At 59.6% G+C, this 17,545-nt stretch carries 19 protein-coding genes; 12 read left to right on the top strand and 7 right to left on the bottom strand.

What is annotated here, in order from left to right:
- Positions 1–3: 3 nt before the first annotated feature.
- The 3 genes from G405_RS0100995 to G405_RS0100985 form a co-directional block, all read right to left on the bottom strand.
- The gene (locus G405_RS0100995; RefSeq protein WP_022699628.1) at positions 4–270 is read right to left on the bottom strand and encodes a DUF7218 family protein; all 267 of its coding nucleotides are present in this window, start codon (positions 268–270) and stop codon (positions 4–6) included.
- Complete coding sequence (locus tag G405_RS0100990) at positions 267–1,451, bottom strand: mechanosensitive ion channel family protein (protein ID WP_022699627.1); 1,185 nt, start codon at positions 1,449–1,451, stop codon at positions 267–269. Before G405_RS0100990 ends, G405_RS0100995 begins: the two co-directional genes overlap by 4 nt.
- A gap of 62 nt (positions 1,452–1,513) precedes the next feature.
- Positions 1,514–2,023, bottom strand: coding sequence for a Dps family protein (locus G405_RS0100985; RefSeq protein ID WP_022699626.1), 510 nt, complete (start codon positions 2,021–2,023; stop codon positions 1,514–1,516).
- A 256-nt stretch (positions 2,024–2,279) separates the two neighbouring features.
- Between G405_RS0100985 and G405_RS16730 the strand changes: the two genes are divergently transcribed.
- The 5 genes from G405_RS16730 to G405_RS0100960 all read left to right on the top strand — a co-directional run bounded on the left by G405_RS16730 (position 2,280) and on the right by G405_RS0100960 (position 4,279).
- The gene (locus G405_RS16730) at positions 2,280–2,456 is read left to right on the top strand and encodes a DUF1328 family protein (protein ID WP_022699625.1); all 177 of its coding nucleotides are present in this window, start codon (positions 2,280–2,282) and stop codon (positions 2,454–2,456) included.
- An 81-nt stretch (positions 2,457–2,537) separates the two neighbouring features.
- Complete coding sequence (locus G405_RS0100975; protein ID WP_022699624.1) at positions 2,538–2,759, top strand: hypothetical protein; 222 nt, start codon at positions 2,538–2,540, stop codon at positions 2,757–2,759.
- Between the two features lie 47 nt (positions 2,760–2,806).
- Positions 2,807–3,091, top strand: a complete 285-nt coding sequence (locus G405_RS0100970; RefSeq protein ID WP_022699623.1) for a hypothetical protein — start codon at positions 2,807–2,809, stop codon at positions 3,089–3,091.
- A 10-nt stretch (positions 3,092–3,101) separates the two neighbouring features.
- Positions 3,102–3,464, top strand: coding sequence for a hypothetical protein (locus tag G405_RS0100965; RefSeq protein ID WP_022699622.1), 363 nt, complete (start codon positions 3,102–3,104; stop codon positions 3,462–3,464).
- Positions 3,465–3,475: 11 nt separating this feature from the next.
- The gene (locus G405_RS0100960; protein ID WP_022699621.1) at positions 3,476–4,279 is read left to right on the top strand and encodes a formate/nitrite transporter family protein; all 804 of its coding nucleotides are present in this window, start codon (positions 3,476–3,478) and stop codon (positions 4,277–4,279) included.
- 432 nt (positions 4,280–4,711) lie between these two features.
- Here G405_RS0100960 and G405_RS0100955 read toward each other — a convergent pair whose 3' ends face one another.
- Positions 4,712–5,437, bottom strand: a complete 726-nt coding sequence (locus G405_RS0100955; RefSeq protein ID WP_022699620.1) for a PRC-barrel domain-containing protein — start codon at positions 5,435–5,437, stop codon at positions 4,712–4,714.
- A 196-nt stretch (positions 5,438–5,633) separates the two neighbouring features.
- Positions 5,634–6,407 (bottom strand): response regulator, encoded by a 774-nt coding sequence (locus G405_RS0100950; protein ID WP_022699619.1) that lies wholly within the window; start codon positions 6,405–6,407, stop codon positions 5,634–5,636.
- Positions 6,408–6,569: 162 nt separating this feature from the next.
- On the opposite strand from G405_RS0100950, the gene G405_RS17285 reads away from it, so the two are divergent.
- The 4 genes from G405_RS17285 (at position 6,570) to G405_RS16725 (ending at position 9,309) form a co-directional block, all read left to right on the top strand.
- Entirely contained in the window at positions 6,570–6,788 is a 219-nt protein-coding gene (locus G405_RS17285; RefSeq protein WP_407667901.1) for a NepR family anti-sigma factor, read from the top strand.
- 40 nt (positions 6,789–6,828) lie between these two features.
- Positions 6,829–7,407: a sigma-70 family RNA polymerase sigma factor gene (locus tag G405_RS0100940; RefSeq protein ID WP_051143358.1), complete on the top strand. Its 579-nt coding sequence runs from the start codon at positions 6,829–6,831 to the stop codon at positions 7,405–7,407.
- 2 nt (positions 7,408–7,409) lie between these two features.
- Positions 7,410–9,110, top strand: a complete 1,701-nt coding sequence (locus G405_RS16265) for a sensor histidine kinase (protein WP_022699616.1) — start codon at positions 7,410–7,412, stop codon at positions 9,108–9,110.
- Between the two features lie 61 nt (positions 9,111–9,171).
- Positions 9,172–9,309 (top strand): entericidin A/B family lipoprotein, encoded by a 138-nt coding sequence (locus tag G405_RS16725; RefSeq protein WP_022699615.1) that lies wholly within the window; start codon positions 9,172–9,174, stop codon positions 9,307–9,309.
- 47 nt (positions 9,310–9,356) lie between these two features.
- Here G405_RS16725 and G405_RS14625 read toward each other — a convergent pair whose 3' ends face one another.
- Both G405_RS14625 and G405_RS0100920 read right to left on the bottom strand, forming a co-directional pair.
- Positions 9,357–10,031 carry a gamma-glutamyl-gamma-aminobutyrate hydrolase family protein gene (locus tag G405_RS14625; RefSeq protein ID WP_084683377.1) on the bottom strand — a complete coding sequence of 225 codons (675 nt, stop codon included), beginning with the start codon at positions 10,029–10,031 and terminating at the stop codon, positions 9,357–9,359.
- Entirely contained in the window at positions 10,028–11,323 is a 1,296-nt protein-coding gene (locus G405_RS0100920; RefSeq protein ID WP_156861302.1) for an ATP-grasp domain-containing protein, read from the bottom strand. Before G405_RS0100920 ends, G405_RS14625 begins: the two co-directional genes overlap by 4 nt.
- An 84-nt stretch (positions 11,324–11,407) precedes the next feature.
- Between G405_RS0100920 and G405_RS16875 the strand changes: the two genes are divergently transcribed.
- The 3 genes from G405_RS16875 (at position 11,408) to G405_RS0100905 (ending at position 17,464) form a co-directional block, all read left to right on the top strand.
- A complete protein-coding gene (locus tag G405_RS16875; protein ID WP_022699612.1) occupies positions 11,408–11,584 on the top strand; it encodes a hypothetical protein in 177 nt (58 codons plus the stop codon).
- A 115-nt stretch (positions 11,585–11,699) separates the two neighbouring features.
- Positions 11,700–13,430, top strand: coding sequence for an autotransporter assembly complex protein TamA (locus G405_RS0100910; RefSeq protein WP_022699611.1), 1,731 nt, complete (start codon positions 11,700–11,702; stop codon positions 13,428–13,430).
- A 2-nt stretch (positions 13,431–13,432) separates the two neighbouring features.
- Entirely contained in the window at positions 13,433–17,464 is a 4,032-nt protein-coding gene (locus tag G405_RS0100905; protein ID WP_022699610.1) for a translocation/assembly module TamB domain-containing protein, read from the top strand.
- The last annotated feature ends 81 nt before the right edge of the window (positions 17,465–17,545 follow it).

The raw sequence follows: 17,545 nt of genomic DNA, 5'->3' as shown, positions 1-17,545 counted from the left end.
TGATTATTGTCCGTCGCGCAACGCCTTGATCAGTTCGTCCTTGGTCATATCCGAACGCCCTTCAATGCCGATCTCCTGGGCGCGGTCGTACAGCTCGTCTTTCGTCCAGTCCTCATAGGGTTTATGTGCGCCGCCTTTCGCGGCCGCGTCGTCATCATCGGACGCCTGGGCGTTGGCGATACGGGCGGCTTTGGATTTCGACGCGCCGTCCTCGCGCAGGGCTTCATAGGTTTCGTCGTCCTTCACAGACGGGCCATGGTCCTTGGTCATTGCTCATCCCTTTCCTGGGTCTGTGTTGATGCGGCGGGGTCGATCACCGAGCCGTCTTCGCGGGCGATCATCAAAGTGCGCGTGGGATAGGCGAACTCGACTCCTTCCTCGGCGAACTTGCGGACAAGCGCGAGATTCACGGCGTGTCGCACATCCATGAAGACGGCGTAGTCCATGCTCTGTGCGTGACAGACGATCTCGAATTCCAGAGCGCTGTCGGCGAACCGGGCGAAATGGGCGCGCTCAAAGCGAGCCTGATCGGTCTCCTCGATAATGGATTTGATCCATCCGGGGATCTGCTCAAGCTGATCCGCCCCGGTCTGATAGGTGACGCCAATCTGAAACAACCAGCGCCGCTCATCCAGCCGTTGGTAATTGCGGATCGTCTCGTCGAGCAGATTGGTGTTCCGGATGACGACCTCTTCGCCCGACAACGAGCGCAAGCGTGTGGTCTTAAGTCCGATCTTGCTGACCGTGCCTAGAAAGTCGCCAAACTCGATGAAGTCATCGCGCTGAAAAGGTTTATCAAACAGGATCGATATGCCGGCGAACAAGTCACTGAAAAGGCCTTGTGCGGCAAGACCGATCGCAATGCCGCCAATCCCCAGGCCTGCGATCAGGGCGGTGATGTCCACGCCGGCGTTATCGAGCAGAACCAGCAGTGCGGCGGACCAGATGAAAGTGCTGATCGCCCATTTGATAATGGCGATGCCGTTCCAGACCGCGCTGCGGCTGTCGGCGCGTTTGAGAGCGCGGCGTTGCACCAGATCGATGGCCAGGCCGCGCACGATAGCTGCGACCTGTATGATGAGGACAAGTCCGAGCACATACCAGACGGCGTCCTGCACACTGTCGGGCGAGGGGGTCGCGCTTAGTCCAACACTGGCGCCGAGAACCAGGAACGTCATGGCTGACATACGATCAGCGGAGCCCAGAAACACATGAGCCAGACTGCTCTGATCGGTGCGCTGGCGCGCAAATGACACGCCCCATTTGATCAACAGGGCGATGATTGTCACTGCTAGGGTGATCGCAAGCGCCAGAGTGACCGATTGGGTGTCTTCGGTGATCCAGTCCAGAAGTTCGACAAAAGCCGTGCGGCCTTGCTGTACGACGCCTTGGACGTTCTGTTCAACAGAACTGAGGGCCTCTGACGCTGATGAATTCTGAGGTTGGGTCATGATCCGTCCCCGCGCATGAAAAAAGCGGACCCGCAGGCCCGCTTTTCCAACAGAAGATGAGCCTATTGCTCGGCGATGATGGCGTTGAGCATCCAGATCGCTTCTTCGTGCCAGCTCATGCGTTCAATCAGCATGTCGGCGGTGACGAAGTCTTTCTTGTCTTCGCACCATTCGATGGCGGCGCGCATGGACTTCACCGCTGTGCGGTGGTCCTCCACCAGCATGCGCACATGCGCGTCTGCGGATTGTTCCAGGTCGTAATCACGGATCTCGGACAATTCGCCATATTTTCGATAGGAGGCGGGGGCTTTCTCACCCAGGGCGCGGATCCGCTCGGCAAGCTCGTCGATGGCGCGGTAGAGGTTCTCGTAATGCTCTTCCGTGAGCTTGTGCAGGCTGTAGAAGGTCGGGCCGACAACATTCCAGTGCACGCCTTGGGTCTTGATGAACAGCATGTAGCTGTCGGCGAGGACTTTGCCGAGCGCACCCGCAATTTCGGCGCGGTCTCCTGGCTCGATACCGGCTTTCGGTGCGAAGGCGGCGGTTTTGGACGCGAATGCGGCGCTGCTCATATCAATTCTCCATCATTTGCGGACCGTATCAACGCGAGCCAGGGCGGATGGGTTCCGAAAAGAAGCAGTAAATCTGAAGTGCGTGCTCCAGGATCCAAAAACAAATCCATTGGAAGCCGGCGGGTTGAGGATGCAGAGAAAAACTATGCTTTATTATAAGGGCTGAAGATGAGGTGGTATTTTCTGAAAAATTTTGGGAACTCGTTTGAGCGGAGGGCGTTGATTGGGGGACTGTTTGATATTGAAGGAGCTACCCATGCTGAGACTGGCCCTTGGATTTTTCGTCGTCGCCCTGATCGCGGCCCTGTTCGGTTTTGGCGGCATTGCAGCTGGCGCGGCCTCGATCGCGCAAGTCCTGTTCTTCGTGTTCCTGGTGCTGTTCGTCGTGTCACTGCTGTTTGGCGCGCTGCGCGGACGATCTCCCCGAGCCTGAACCAGGCGACCCTAACAAGTTCGGCGGCGTCATCGCCGCCGGACTTTGCCTTACCCGCTTAACAAACAAGGATATTTGATCATGAAAAAGTATGCCCCGCTGTTCATCGCCCCGTTCTTCATGGCCGCCGCGGCTTGTTCTGACGGCCCGGCTGAGAATGCTGGCGAAAACATGGACGAGGCGGTCGAGGACGTGACTGGTGAGGACCAGGATATGTTCGAGGAAGCTGGCGAAAACATGGATGACGCGGCCGATGACGCCGAAGACGCCATCGAAGACGCGACCGACGAGCCGTCTCGCTAACTCGTCTCTTTCGCCCATCACAACCTTCAGAAATAAAGGAGAGCGACATGGCACGCGCCACTGCTAATTCCGACGTTACGACTGAAGAACTCAAAGCCGATCTGGATTCGCTGCGTGCGGATATGGATCAATTGGTGGGCGATCTGTCCAAGATCGTTCAGCAAAGCGGGGAATCTGGCGTCAAAGCCGGGCGGTCTGCAATTGAGGACGGCCTGGACGCCGCTGAAGAAGCTCCCGATCAACTGCGTGAACTCATTCGCGAGAACCCGCTTGGCGCCTGTGGCGCCGCGATCGGCGCAGGCTTTCTTGGCGCCTTGCTGATGCGTCGCTAGGAGACGCGCTGTGAACGTGCTTCTGATAGCTATCGCGCTTATCGGGCCCGTGCTCGGCGCAGTGTTCGCCACTCATGCGGGATGGAGCTGGGCGTCAACCCAGTACTCCCCATGGGTGGCCAGCGCGCTGATCGGCGCCTTTTATGCGTGCCTGGGTTCAATCGCTGCGGCGACACTGTTGTGGAATGCCAAGGCGAGCAAGCCCCCAGCCCAGACACCTACGAGTTCAGCGTCGCCTCTGGCGCTGGTCGAGACCGCAATGAAACGTAAGCCGCTGCAAACAACGGCAGCCTTGATGGGACTGGGCGCGCTTCTGGCTCGTAAGCCAAAGCTTGCCCTGTCAGCCCTCTCAAAGTTTGCGGCCTCCAGTTAAAGGGTCTTCCCTTGTCGAAAAAAAATGATCAGGAGCTGCGCGCCAAACGATTTGCGGCGCGCAGCGAAATTGCGTCTAAAACCCTGTATTCCATCATTGCCGAGACGGGTAAGGAGGAGCTTCTGCGCCCCTCCAGCTCGCTTCTGTATTCCGCGCTCACAGCGGGGCTCGCCATGGGCGCGTCCGTATTGCTGATGGGGGCGATCGAGCGGGCGGTCGGCGATGCCAGCTGGAGCTATCTGGCCATCGCGGTCGGCTACCCGGCCGGCTTTCTTCTGATCGCCATGGCGCGTATGCAATTGTTTACGGAAAACACGCTGACAGCCGTGTTGCCGGTGACCAAGCATCGCCGGTGGAGATCCGTGCGCCTGTTGATGAGGCTCTGGGCCATTGTGTTGTTCGGCAATCTGGTCGGAGCTGTCTTTATCGGCGCCATGCTCAGTCATGTGACCGAGCCGGACCTGTTTGACGCCATGGTCACTGCGTCATCGCATATCACCCATCGCGACATCGTGGGCAATTTCATCGCTGCGCTGCCCGCCGGTTTCCTGATCGGCCTCATGGCCTGGTCGCTGCCCGGGTTGCCCTATGAAAAGCTCGGGGCCGTTTTCATCGTCACGTATCTGGTTGGAGCAGGGGGCTTTCCGCATATTGTTGCAGGTACGGTCGAGGCGACGGTTCTGATCGTTGCCGGGACTTGGGGTGTGGGAGACGCGATCAGCTTCATTATTCCGGTGTTGATCGGCAATACGCTTGGCGGGGCCGCTCTGTTCGCGGGTCTGGCGTACGGTCAGGTGCACGAAGAAGTCGAATAAGAAGAGGACGGTCTGGAACCTTGTGGGGCGCCAGGCGTTGATGAAGTGTCCCGGCCCCTGACGGGATGTGAAAATCGCGCTGTACGGTCGATCCTCCCCCTGACCACCGCTTTCAGCGTCAATCGAAGCCGTCCTCTTTCAGAGGGCGGCTTCTTTTGTTTCCGGGTGATCGGCGCCGCAACAGTTTTCGAGCTTTAAAGGCTGACGCGTCGCGCTTCGTGGTGCGTCCTGCCTGGACGCTGCCTCTGGAATTGTCTGACAGACGGGGACGGTGGGCCGCCAGGATTTATAACGCATTTTAGAGGCTGAGACGGACACTGATGATGGTGTCGACGAAGATTGGCCGTGCATCTGTCGCCTGTCTGTCGCTCTCATAAAAAAGGGGCGCGCCGTAGCGCGCCCCAGTATTCAGGCTGGTCAGGCCTTGGTCATTTAGCGCCCGTCGAGATAGGCCCCCGCATTCACAGGGGTTTCCTCCAGAATCTCGACATCATCGGCGGTCAGATCGGCTGACACGGTCCAGCCGGCGTCAGCGGTGTAGCCCAGTTCGAGAGCCTGGAAATCAACGCGCCCGACTTCGCCGCCGAAACCCAGAAACCCGCCGTCGCGAATAATGGCGTATTCAGTGACGCCCTGAGTCGTGAACTCCAGGTCTTCAAGGTGGGCGATGGTCTCGCCGGCGCCGTTCTGGATATCAGCGCCAGTCAGGTCGCTGTAAAACAGATCCCCGTCTTCACGCTGGTCCTCGACAGACACCATGAAGGGGCTGTCATTGATGACTTCGGCGTCATCCAGCTGTGCATCCGTGATGGATGCAGTCACAACCAGTTCGCCTTCTGAGTTGTGAGACAGGTTTGCGGCCACGGTGGACACCGCGACTTCCTCATCGAAGAGGCCCAGAAAGCCGCCGCGGGAAATGATCAGCGCTTCGGGAGCGCCGGCGTCGCTCATGCGGATGTCAGTGATCGCGGAAGCGCCATTTGCGTATTGCAGGTCGGCTCCGACAACGTCAGACGCTTTAACGGTCTCCGTCATCATGGCGGCTTCGGCGTGAGTCTCCGTCTCCGTATGCGCCATCGCGTCCTGGGCTTGCGCCGTTGCGAGAGCGGTTGTGGAAATCAGAGCGATCGAGGTGGTCAGCATCAGCTTGTTCAACATAACGTTTCCTTTTTGCTAGCGATCAATTCGAACGCAATAAGTAAACGTTGAGGCGCTGAGTGTGTTCCAAAATATAGTTTGACTATTTCGCGAAGTTATTATGTTCAAGTGACTTTGTTTCGACACAATTGGAACTTGGGCGCACAAAAAACGCCGAGGCAGGGCCTCGGCGTTTTGATTGGAAGTGAAGCGAGATTTACTCTGCCGCAACAGCGTCCTTATCGAAGAAAAACAGCGCCTGGCTCATGGTGGCTGTTACGGTTTCCGGCATGAAGGGCTTGGTGATGAGATAAGTCGGTTCAGGCCTTTCGCCGGTCAACAAGCGCTCAGGGTAGGCTGTGATGAAGATCACGGGCAAATTCATCTCGCCCATAATATCTTTGACGGCGTCGATCCCTGAGCTGTCGTCAGCCAGCTGAATGTCAGCGAGAACCAATCCCGGCGGTGATTTTTTGGCTAGCTCAACCGCCTGGTCCCGGGTGCGGGCCACGCCGGTCACCGTGTGCCCCGCATTTTCCACGATGGCCCGCAGGTCGAGGGCGATGACGGGCTCGTCTTCAATGATCATGACTCGCGTGGCGAGCCCGGCGTTCAGCTCCTGTTGCGCGGAAATCAGCAAAGCCTGAGCCTCACTGTCATCAATGCGCAGAATGGAGGCCACGTCTTCGATGGAAAATCCTTCCACGGACGTCAGCAACATGACTTGCCGGGCCTTCGGGGTGACGTAAGCCAGAGGATTCTGGCGTTCCCCGTCTTCCGTCACGTCCAGCTGGGTGTTCCAGCAGGCGTGAAACAATTGAAAAAGCGCTACATGGGGCGGCAAATCCCGTCCCAGTTCTTCATTGCCTTCAACAGCAGCCTCCAAGCAGGCGCGCACATGGGCGTCGCCGCTTTGCTGTGATCCCGTCAGTATCCGCGCATATCTGCGCAGGTAGGGAATGTGTGAGCGTATCGCTGAAACAAAACTCATAATTGGGCTCTCCCCACAAAGGTGTCACGCTACAAACGAACAAATATGAGAAGGGTTCCAAAAAAAATCAGATTGTTTGGAACTCATTCCCGATCTCCACGTTTCTCACTTAAGGCCGATACATTCGGTATGATCGTTTTCATGTGAGATTGGCGATTAATAATGGCAATGTCTGAGGACAAAAACAGATCTGGCGGCAGGCCAGACCCTGCGCTCGTGCAGCGGACCCGCAAGCAACAGGAAACTCTGGGCGCGGGGCTGCGACATATGTTTGATTCTGTTGTTGATGAAGGGGTGCCTGACGCATTTGCAGACCTTCTTGACCGACTGGAACAAAGCGAGTCGGACCGAACGACCGAAAAGGGTGACGGTCATGAGTGAGTCTGACTCAGACGATACAGGCCTGAAACCTTCAGAGATCATGTCTCAAAGTCACTTCCGGTTGGAGCTTACTGAGGCCATTCCTCACATGCGCGCCTTTGCGCGAAGCCTCACAGGCGATGCTGCAAGTGCTGACGACCTGGCCCAGGACGCTCTGATGAAAGCCTGGTCTGCGCGCGCTAAATTCAAAGCGGGTACGAACTTTCGGGCCTGGGTGCTCACCATTGTCCGCAACCAGTTTTACTCAGACAAGCGCCGGTCCTGGCGACAGGCTGACTGGGATCAGGAGTTGGCTGAACGCACGCTGCCGGCTGTCGACAACCAGGAACAGGTTGTGGCGCTGGATGAATTGCGTCGAGGGCTTGCCGAGCTTCCCGAAGATCAGCGTGAAGCGCTCATTCTCGTCGGTGCGGGCGGATACTCTTATGATGAAGCTGCAGCAATTTGCGGCTGCGCGACCGGCACCGTGAAAAGTCGTGTCTCCAGGGCTCGCCTGGCGCTTGAGGGTATTATGAAAGCGGGTCCCGCCGCCAAGGCGAATACGGATGGGATCGCTGCATCTGATGCTGTCGATACATTGCTTGGCCAAGTCAGCGACCTGGCGGAACAGGTACGCTGACAATGCCCTTCAAACCTGGGGGCGAGCTGACCGGGAGATTGCGGTTCGTACTCGCCCTGGTCCTCGCTGTGGCGCTGTTTCCACTCCTGATGATCGCCGTAGCGCAAACCTGGAGTGAAGCGCGTGAAGAGCAACGCGTTCAGAGAGATCGCATGATCATTCTGGGCGCGTTGGCTGCGTCTGAACTCAATGAATCCATCGCACGGGCTCAAGGCGTCGTCGATGCGGTCTCCACGCGCGGTTTCGCGTTCATGAGCGCGCCGGGAGGGTGCAGCCGCGCCATGGCGCAAATCGCCAGTGGCGATACCGTGTTGACCAACATCGCTCTGACCGATGCGGACGGCGAAATCATTTGTTCGGGGCTTGAAGGGGCTCAAAACCTGAACATGGCGTCTGAGGATTGGCACGCAGCGCTCAGCAGCGGTGAGCAACAAACCGTTTCCGGGGTTTTGATGGGGCCGGTTTCCAGAACGCCTATTCTCGTCGTCGCCAACCGGCTTGGACAAGAATCAGTCTTCAGAGGAACGGCGGCGGCCGCCATTGACGTGCTTCGCGCCTCAAGAATTCTGATCGACAACGCTATGGCGGATGGCAGTCAGGTCCTGCTTGTCACCCCGACGGAGGCGCGGGAAGTGGACCGCTCCCGCATGCTCAAGCCGGCGAGCATCGATATTCAAAGCGACTTGCTTGAAAGCGTTCTGCAGATCGACCAGCCGCAACCGACACGCATTCGGTTTGAAGGCGTAGACAGGCCCGCCGTGCTTGCGCCGCTCGTGGAGGGACAGCTGGCCTTGCTGTTGGTCTCACCGACTCCGACCACGCAATGGGGGCTCGTCTCGGTCGCTGCAACCTTTCTGGTGCCGCTTTTGATGTACGCCTTGGCGCTCGCCAGCGTCTGGCTGGCCGTCGACCATTATGTTTTGCGTTGGCTGGGCTATTTGCGCCGGATCGCGGCCGTATATGGCGGCGGGCGTTTGGATGTTGTGCCTGTCCGCGCGCGAAATGCGCCGCGCGAGATTCGTGAACTGGCCAACACTATGGGTGAGATGGCGGCGTCTTTGGAAAAGCAGCAAAACGAGCTGGAATCAGCGGTCGACCAGCGCGGCGCCTTGCTCAAGGAAATTCACCACCGAGTCAAAAACAACCTTCAAATCATCGTCAGCTTGCTCAATCTTCAGGCGGGTCGCATGACAGACGGCGAGGGGCGCACAGCCCTGATGGAGGCGCGTCGGCGGATCAACGCCTTGTCGCTTGTGCATCGCAGCCTCTATGAGGCGGATGATCTCAGAGCGGTCTACATGCCCGGTTTCCTGAATGAGCTGGCGCTAAATCTTCAGCAAGCCAGTGATGACGGATCGCGTTCGGTCAGTGTTCAGGCGGAGTGCGATGACGTGTCGTTCGAGCCTGACACGGCGGTGCCGGTGGCTCTGTTCGTGGCTGAAGCGGTCACGAATGCTTACAAGCATGCGTTCACCAGCCGCACTCAGGGGCGCATCCTGATCTCGCTGAAGGCGGACTCTCCTGAAGTGTTGACCTTACGGATTTCTGACGATGGCGAAGGCATGACCGATACCGCCTCACAGGGCACGGGCTCGTCCTTGATGGAGGCGTTCGCCATGCAGCTGGATGGTCGGACCTGGTCAGAACCCAATGCAGACGGCGGTATGGATTTTGTCCTGCAAGTGGGTGAGAAAAAGAATTGAACTGAAGGGAACGGGGCTTGAGCTGACGCGTTTTATAAAGGTCCAAACTCAGGAGGCTTTTATGAAGTATGTTGTTCTTAGTGTTTTTGCCGTCGCAACTCTTCTTTTGACCGGTTGCAACACCATCGCTGGCGCTGGTCGCGATATTGAAGAAGCTGGCGACGCGATTGAAGACACGGCTGAAGAAAACCGGAACTAGATCGCCGCTATGGCGTGAAAAAGCCCCGTCTCAGGACGGGGCTTTTTTTATGCGCAGGACTTCACAAAAGTCCGGAACAGACGCCGCATATCGCGCCTGTAAACCAGAAGCTCAGGGTGGAACTGCACGCCCAGGCGCAAAGGCGCCGTATCGGACTGAATGGCTTGGACGCCGCCACGCTCGCCGCAAGCGATAGCATGAAAACCCGGCGCGATTGAACGCACCGCCCGGCGATGCAGACTATTGACCGAGACGCTGTCATGGGGCGCGACAACGTCCGCGAGAAGACTCTCTCCGGTGAGGGAGATCCGCTTTCTGAAAAAGGTGTAGCCGATGGGACCGTTGGGCCAGTCGCGCGTCATCTCCGGGTCGAGCTTTTGATGCAGATCGCCCCCGTAAAAGACGTTGAGCATCTGCAGCCCGCGGCAGACGCCCATGACCGGCAGGTCATGATCGCGCGCATGTTGAAGCCAATCAGTTTCAAGGGCGTCCCGTTCCGGATCAAACCGGCTTTCAACCTCGATAGAGGCATCGTACCGGCTGGGATGTATATCCAGTCCGCCCATCAGAATAAGGCCGTCACACTGTCTCTGGCCGGACGCAGGTTCGCGTCTCAACCGCAAGGGCTTGCCGCCGGACAGACGAATGACGGCCCCGACCAGTAAAGAGAGCAGAGTGTCGCCTTTTGGGGCTGTGACGTAACCGATGACGGGGCGTGTCATGATCCGACCGAGTCAAAGCTGACTTCTGGCGGAAGCTCTCCGTACTTGGCCAGGTGAGACACAATGAACAATGCGCCGAGCGCCGCGGCTGGATCGTCCTTCGCCAGAAGGTCCACGTCCAGATGGGAGCGGTCCATGACGCGGTGGGTGACATCCTCAAGCGCTTCCTTGGCGGCCTTGGCGTCGGACAAGGACGCCACCAGGCGTCCGAAATTTTTCAAGCTGAATCCCTTGGAGTTCTTGAGCCTGTCCCAGCTATCGGACAGCTGGTTGGCGTAGTCGCTCTCGCTGAACGCGCCGTCGATGGCCGATGGGATCCAGGCGAGCGGAACCTGTGAGCGGAAACCGATGTCGGGCGTACCCGGATCAGACTGCAAGCCGCCATGCAGGGTCAGCTCAGCCAGCAAGCGGGCGTAATCCACGCCGCTGAGAGTGGAATGACGCAAGCCTGCCCAGAACCGTGCATTGACTTCAATGGCGGAAGGGGCGTCCGCCTCATCGCCGGTCCACATGAAATCGGCTTCAAAGACACCGGTCCAGTTGGTGGCTTTCGCGATCTTGCGCACATCGTCTTCAAACGGGGCGCTGCTCACTGTTTCGCGCACCACCCCGGCGCCGGCCTCGACAGGCTGGTTCTCAAGGTTGGTGTAGGCGGACATCACAAGGACTTCGCCATTGTGAGCCAAGGCGCTGACGCAATAGTCATCCCCCTCCGCCAGCGACTGAGCCAGCAATGGATACTGGTCTTCATGCGCCTTCAGATAAGCCGTGTATTCATCCTCAGATGAGACTTTTGAGATGCCGCGCCCCCCGGCGCCTCGACTTGGTTTCATCAGCACCGGGAACGGCATATCCGGCCCGCCTTGAGCCTCTTCTGCGCTCTCAAAGACCTGCGTCTTTGGCGCGTTGATGGCGTTGTCCTGGATCAGAGTCGCGAAATGATGCTTGGGGGTCACCTGTTCGATGGAGGCGCAATCGGGCGCCGCCAGTTTCGCGTTATCTGGCAAGAGCGACCTGTGACGCGCCAGCCCTTCCATATCTTCAAAGCCTGGCAGTATGAGCACCGTATCTGGCGCAAACTCCTTGCAGATCGCTGCAACGTCCTTGGTGTAGGCGACTTCGTCAGAGGGCTCGCAGACAGTCCGCGTCTCATCGCAGTATTTGGAGAACGACAGGGCGGTCATCCCGATCGTATCCAGGCCGATGACATGGTCGACCAAAGGCCGGACCGACTCCGCCATGGTCAGCGCCATCAGGCTGCGGCCATAGGTGATCAATGCATGTGTTTTCATGACGGTGTAACGCACAATGAGACCGGTCCGTTCCCGATTTCTCGGAACCCTTCACCTTGAATGCGCGTTAGAGGGGCAGACATCATGGAGCAGGCGATGAAAAATCAAAAACCAAGCCCTGTCGTTCTCATCGGTGCCGCTGTCATTCTTGTTCTGATGGGCACGCTCGGGACACTTGTCTGGCAGGAGTCCCAAGACAACACGGTCGAAATCCAATTCGGGGACGGGGATATCCGCTTTGAAACCGGTGCGCTGAATTAGTGTTTCCGGCATAAGAGGCTGCTTTTTGGCCATACTTGTTTCCCATAGGATGCAGAGCCGGCGGGGTTGCGACCCCGCCGGTCCTTTTTGACTGTTGGCTGCGGGACCAGAGCTGATGACCGTGCTTCGCGCACTCGCCATTTCGGCGTGCCTCACCTTGTCCGCCCAGGCGCACGGGCAGAGCGTGGCTCTGTCAGGAGACGCGAACGTCGAGTTGTCAAATGCCTTGCAATCCCTCTTGGACGAGCGGAGCAAGAGCGGCGCAACTGATGCTCAGGCGAGCGCGGACCGTCTTTTGCGCTATCTTCGGTCTGAAGGGTATTACACGGCCCGCGTCATTGTTGACCAAAGCGATGATGCGCCAAGCTTTCAGGTCACCCAGGGCGAGCTGTTCAGGTTTGCCAGCATTGCTGTGACGGCGCAGGGACAGGATGACGCCCGCTCTGTCGCGCGCAACGCCATCGCGCTTCAAGCCGGCGATCCGGTCCGTGCTGCTGACGTGCTCAGCGCGGAGACGGACGGCCTGCGCGCCTTGCGCAACTCAGGCTGGCCGGATGCGCGACTGGACCACCGAGAGATCACGGTTGATCATGCAGACGCCAGCGGTGACGCCGTTTTCATTTACGAGCCTGGCTCTGAAAGCCTTTATGGTGATGTTTCGCTGGATACAGACCGGTGGCGCGCCGGGTTCATTCGCCGGCAGGCCCCGTTTGAACCGGGCGAGCGTGTAAGCAGGGCCCAACTCCGCACCTTTGAAAGTCGCCTCGAAGCGCTTGAGAGCATTTCGGGCGCAGCTGTGACGCTGTCCGCCCCCGTTGATCAGCCGGGACCGCAAAGGCGCGCTGTCACTGTATCCGCCACACCAGCCCCGCGCCATGTGGCGGAAGCGGGGTTCAGCCTGTCCACCAGCGAAGGGGGCGGGGTCAGCGGCGCCTATAAACGACGTAATCTGTTCGGCGGCGATGAAACCCTCGACATCTCATTGAATCTGGCGACCGTCTTGAGCGGTTTGACCGTTGAACTCAGCGCTCCTCACTGGCGCAGGCTGGGGCAGAAACTGACCCTGGAAGCGCATACCGGACGTGAAGAGACGGACGCCTATGATCTGCTGGAAGCCGGCGTCGGCGCGCGTGTGTCACGCCCTCTCAGTGAGACATTGACTGTTTCGCTTGGGGCGAATGTCACCAGCGCTCACAGCGAAACAGATACGCTTGATCTGAATGTTTACACAGGTTCGATTTCGCTGGGCGCCGTCTGGGATGATCGCGACAGCGCGATCGCGCCCACGGATGGCTATCTGTTTTCGGTGGATGTTTCTCCGGCAGTGGTGACCGGGGACACGGCGACGCAAGACTCAAGAACTGTGGGGCAGACGCAGTATCTTAGAACCGTGGGTGAGGTGCGCACCTATCAACGGCTCTCCTCATCGCTGATCATTGCAGGGCGTTTGAGAGCGGGGAGCATCGTCGGCGCGCCTTTATACGCTCTGCCGCCCGAACAGCGGTTCTTCGCAGGGGGCGGCGGGTCGGCGCGCGGCTATGAGTATCAGTCGCTCGCGCCTCGCAACGAGGCTGGAGCCTTGATTGGCGGACGCTCCATCATCGAAACCAGCATTGAAGCGCGCTGGCGGCGATCAAGGCGCTGGGGCGGGGTGGTTTTTGTGGATTCAGCAGCGGCTGGCCGCGATGAGACCCCTGATTTCGGCGCGATGCGAAGCGCCGTCGGGTTCGGGCTGCGCTATTATCTCGATTTCGCGCCTGTACGCTTTGACGTGGCGACGCCACTGGACCCTGTTTCCGGCGATCCTGAACTGCAGGTTTATATCGGGCTTGGGGAGGCGTTCTGAGCATGCGCGCTTCAACGCTTCTCAAGACCGGCCTCGCCATACTGGTCATAGCGGTGGTCCTGGTTCTGGCTGGCCTTGTCAGTCTCAGCCAGGCGCCGGGCCGTGCTCTGGTTTCCCACTTGGTGGATGGACGCCGGGTCGATGCGGTCGGGGTCGTGCATCTGGCCGGCCTGCAAGGCGACGTGCTGTCAGACTTCAGCGTCGAGCAGCTTACGTTGTCAGACGAGCAGGGTGTTTGGCTTGAAGCAGACAATGTGCGCGTGGGGTGGCGCGCTCGCTCCTTGTTGGGGCCAACCGTCGCTATCGAGGCTGTCGAGGCGGACCGTATTGTGATGCATCGCCGTCCTGATCTTGAGCGCGCAGACGCGTCTCAAGGCGGGGCGTCACGGGGGGTGAGGCTCAATCAGCTTCTGATTTCGGAGCTCGTGCTTGAGGCGCCTGTTCTGGGCGAACGCGCAGCCTTGCGCGCTGAAGCGGCTCTGACCAGCAGCCCTGAAGCGGGGCAAAGTCTGAGGGCTGAAATCGTGCGTATTGACGGCGCATCTGATCGCCTCGTTGCGGACCTGACCCGCAACGCTCAGGGGGTGATTGCAGGGCAGCTCTCCGCTCATGCTGAAGCAGATAGCCCGTTGGCTGATCTGGTTTATGCGAGCGGGCGCGGATTTGAGCTGGAAGCGACGATCAACGGGACGCCTCAGGCTGGACAGGCCGATTACAGCTTTGTGGTCGGCGAGATTGCAGGACTTGAAGGTCGCGGCCTGTGGGAGGATGGCGCATGGCGGCTCGAAGGTCTGACGGTCGCCGACGCCTGGCCAGAGCTGCCGGCCAATGTGCAGGCGCTTCTGTCTGGCGGGACGATTTCGGGCGAGGGCGCGCTTGATCCTCTAACTGGCCGCCTGGCCTTCTCCAGTGATGCCGGCGAGCTCTCCGTGAGCAAGGCCGAAACACCGCTCATTGACCTCACAGGGCGTCTGTCATCGGACGGCCTGTCTCTGTTTCTGCCTCAAGACCTGTCGATTCAAGAGGCGAGCGTTCAGGCGCAGCTCAATCGTGCTGATCGTGACGCCTGGTTGTCAGGCGATGTGCAGGCGCGCGGTGTCGAGCATTCCCAGATCGAGGCGGAACACATCAGTGCGCGCTTTGTGGTGGGGCGTCAGGACAGCACATTTTCATATGACGTGAACGGAGAAGCGCAGACCGTGCGTTGGGAAAACGCGCGGGCTGGAGCGGCGCTGGGCGACCAAATCAGCTTTATCGCCAATGGCGCTTATGATCGGAACGAGCAGACACTCAGATTTGAAACAGCCCAACTCCAGTCTGAGGGCGTCGCCGCCAGTGCGGCAGGCGCATTCGACTTGATGACGCGCGCTTTTCAAGGACGTGTCTCTGTCGCGCTTGATGATGCCGGCCGGATTCAGGACGGCCTGTCCGGGCCCGTTTTGCTTGAGGGCGTCGGCGATGAGGCAGGACTGTCGCTGACGGTTCAGGCTGATAGCCTGACCGGAGAGGGCGTGCCTTACGTTCTCGCCTCGGGATTGAGCGGACAGGGACGACTGAGCCTGACCGATGGGCTGGCCCTCACAGATCTGCATGTAGAGGGACGCTATCTGCGGCTGAGCGGCGATATTGCACGCACTGCAGACGCCAGCAGCTGGCAGGGCGCGGTCGAGTATGCGGTGGACGCCGCGGCGTTTGACGTCGCCAGCCTTTCCGGGGTGATTGCGGGCGCCGCGGAGCTTGACCAAAGCGGGCGCGGCCTGACGGCGCGCCTCCAGGCGCAGGCGGACGCCTTGTCGTTGGGCGGCGTTGCGCTTGACCGACCGATGCTGCGTATCGAGATTGCACCGTCTCAAACAGGGGTGGCGGGTGATTGGCGCTTTGACGCCGCGAGCGGCGAGAGCGAGGTGCTCTTACAAGGCGATCTGGACTGGTCAGGACAGGCCGGCCGCATTGGCGTGCGGTCTGGTCAATATGCTGATGTCGTGGTTCAGGGCGAAGCGCGATTGCTCGAACAAGCCGTGGAACTTGATTTCACCGCCGAGCAGGACGGCGCCATTGAGCTATGGTCCGCCTCGCTTGCCTATCAGGCCTCTCGCACGGAAATCCTGGCGGGACGGCTGGATTTGAGCGCAGCGCTTGAAGGGGTGCGGGTTTCAGGCGTCACCGTGAATGCTGCGGACGTACGGTTGTCGGGCCCGCTGGACGCGCTGACATTTGACTTGAATGCTGAAGGGGCGGTCGCAGAGCCCTTTAATGTGTCTGTGAGCGGGCCTGTGGCCTATGCAGACGGTCGCGCTGAAGCTGTTCTAGACGTATCTGGTGAGGTTTCAGGGCGGCGCTTGGCCTCGCCCGGCCCGCTTTCTCTGGACTATGAGAACGGCGACATGACGGCGGCCGCCCGGTTGGCGCTTGATCAGGCGAGCCTGACCTTCCGAGCTGAACGCGCGCCTCAAGCCGCCTCCATTACCTATGATTTCACCGCCCTTCCTGCTGACCTGATCATGGGCTTGCTCAGCTTGCCCCAGGGGCAGGGCGACTTGCAATTGGCTGGCGATTTCTCACGCGCAGACGGCCGCTGGACAGGCCAATCGCGTCTGGCGGTGTTGGACTTGTCCTCGGCGACGGACAATCAGTTCGGCGCGTTGAACGGCGCTATCGAGCTGGAGCTCACGCCCGACCAGTCCCGACTGAACGGTCAATTTGCAGGCACTGATCTTGATATCGGACTGGATCTGACGCTGCCGGGCGCCGTGACGGGATATAGTGATCTGTCGCGGCCAGACTGGCGGGGCGATTTAAACGTCAATGGAGACGTCGCCGTGCTGGCGGGGCTCTATCTGCCAGAAGGCGAGATTTTGCGCGGCATCTTGTCCGTCGACGCTTCGATTGAAGGGATGGAGACGTCCGGCGTCGTCAGCTTTACAGACGGCGCGCTTTCTTCCGCGATCGCCGGCCGCAGTTTTGAGCCGATCAACGCTCAGGGGGGCTGGCGCAATGGCGCGCTGGTCATTGAATCGCTGCGTGTCGGCGAGGATGCGAAGAGCGGCGCCAATGCGCAGGCCGAATTTCGGATGACCGAGGGCGGTTTTGAAGGGGAAGGGCGTATCGAGCTGAACCGGCTCCATCTTGTAGACCGCCCGGAATTGTCAGGCGGGGCGTCCGGCTATGCCGACTTCACCCTCAGCGAGCGGGTTCTGACGGTGACGGGCGAAGCAGACGTGCAGCGCCTGGATGTGCGTCCGAGCGCGGGCGGCAATGGCGGCCCGTCCATCCCCCAGATTGAAGTAGTGGAGCTGAACCGGCCTGACAGTCTTGATCGCGCCTATCGTCGTCCGATCCGGCTCGAGCTCGATTATCACCTGCGCGCGGATGACAGGTTGTTCGTCTCCAGCCGCGCCTTCACCTCTGAATGGTCCGCCGACGTGCATGTGACGGGTACGGCGACCCGGCCGAATCTGTCCGGCCAGGCGACTTTGATTGCAGGGCAGGCGTCCTTGCTGACGGCGCCGTTCACCCTGACGACAGGACGCGTGACCTTTGACGGTCCGGTCAATCAAAGCCGCGTCGCGATCGAGGCTCTTCATGAAACCAGCGATCTGACTGTGATCGGGCGTGTTGAGGGATCGGTGCGGGCGCCGGAGGTGTCTTTTGAAAGCACGCCCAGCCTGCCCGAAGACGAGATCTTGTCTCGGCTCCTGTTTGGGTCCGGTGTTTCTGATCTCAGTCCTTTGCAGGCGTCACAGCTCGCCGCCCAGTTGTCTGGCGCGGGGTGGCTTGACGCCATGGCGGGGGTTCGCGCTGTTTTGGGCATGGACCGGCTCGATGTTCGTCAGAACGGCGATGGCGCCGTGAGCGTATTGGGCGGACGGCAATTGACCGAAGATGTCTATCTGGAGCTCGAGACTGGCGTGGGGCAGGCGCTGGGGGCCGCCCGTATCGAATGGCGTCTGTCCCCGTCATTCGTCCTGGCGTCCGAGGTCAGTGGTGATTCCAGCAATGAGATCTCGCTCAGCTGGCGCAGAAGTTTCGATTGAGTCCGCGGCGGGAGCATGCTGTTTAATCCTTGCCTGCACCCGTTTGACGCCCTTGATTTTCCAGAGCGAGAGGCCGGGCTG

Source organism: Oceanicaulis alexandrii DSM 11625 (assembly GCF_000420265.1).
GTDB classification, from domain to species: Bacteria; Pseudomonadota; Alphaproteobacteria; order Caulobacterales; family Maricaulaceae; genus Oceanicaulis; species Oceanicaulis alexandrii.
Note: the sequence above shows the minus strand (reverse complement) of the source record. Positions and strands in the feature narration are given on the sequence as shown.

What these genes read in the sequence shown, in the direction of transcription:
- G405_RS0100955 (WP_022699620.1), bottom strand. Translation starts at nt 5,437, where the DNA reads ATGTTGAACAAGCTGATGCTGACCACCTCGATCGCTCTGATTTCCACA.
- G405_RS0100940 (WP_051143358.1), top strand. Translation starts at nt 6,829, where the DNA reads ATGTCTCAAAGTCACTTCCGGTTGGAGCTTACTGAGGCCATTCCTCAC.
- G405_RS0100975 (WP_022699624.1), top strand. Translation starts at nt 2,538, where the DNA reads ATGAAAAAGTATGCCCCGCTGTTCATCGCCCCGTTCTTCATGGCCGCC.
- G405_RS16875 (WP_022699612.1), top strand. Translation starts at nt 11,408, where the DNA reads ATGGAGCAGGCGATGAAAAATCAAAAACCAAGCCCTGTCGTTCTCATC.
- G405_RS16725 (WP_022699615.1), top strand. Translation starts at nt 9,172, where the DNA reads ATGAAGTATGTTGTTCTTAGTGTTTTTGCCGTCGCAACTCTTCTTTTG.
- G405_RS0100985 (WP_022699626.1), bottom strand. Translation starts at nt 2,023, where the DNA reads ATGAGCAGCGCCGCATTCGCGTCCAAAACCGCCGCCTTCGCACCGAAA.
- G405_RS17285 (WP_407667901.1), top strand. Translation starts at nt 6,570, where the DNA reads ATGGCAATGTCTGAGGACAAAAACAGATCTGGCGGCAGGCCAGACCCT.
- G405_RS0100995 (WP_022699628.1), bottom strand. Translation starts at nt 270, where the DNA reads ATGACCAAGGACCATGGCCCGTCTGTGAAGGACGACGAAACCTATGAA.
- G405_RS0100905 (WP_022699610.1), top strand. Translation starts at nt 13,433, where the DNA reads ATGCGCGCTTCAACGCTTCTCAAGACCGGCCTCGCCATACTGGTCATA.
- G405_RS0100920 (WP_156861302.1), bottom strand. Translation starts at nt 11,323, where the DNA reads ATGAAAACACATGCATTGATCACCTATGGCCGCAGCCTGATGGCGCTG.
- G405_RS16265 (WP_022699616.1), top strand. Translation starts at nt 7,410, where the DNA reads ATGCCCTTCAAACCTGGGGGCGAGCTGACCGGGAGATTGCGGTTCGTA.
- G405_RS0100950 (WP_022699619.1), bottom strand. Translation starts at nt 6,407, where the DNA reads ATGAGTTTTGTTTCAGCGATACGCTCACACATTCCCTACCTGCGCAGA.
- G405_RS14625 (WP_084683377.1), bottom strand. Translation starts at nt 10,031, where the DNA reads ATGACACGCCCCGTCATCGGTTACGTCACAGCCCCAAAAGGCGACACT.
- G405_RS0100910 (WP_022699611.1), top strand. Translation starts at nt 11,700, where the DNA reads ATGACCGTGCTTCGCGCACTCGCCATTTCGGCGTGCCTCACCTTGTCC.
- G405_RS0100990 (WP_022699627.1), bottom strand. Translation starts at nt 1,451, where the DNA reads ATGACCCAACCTCAGAATTCATCAGCGTCAGAGGCCCTCAGTTCTGTT.
- G405_RS16730 (WP_022699625.1), top strand. Translation starts at nt 2,280, where the DNA reads ATGCTGAGACTGGCCCTTGGATTTTTCGTCGTCGCCCTGATCGCGGCC.
- G405_RS0100970 (WP_022699623.1), top strand. Translation starts at nt 2,807, where the DNA reads ATGGCACGCGCCACTGCTAATTCCGACGTTACGACTGAAGAACTCAAA.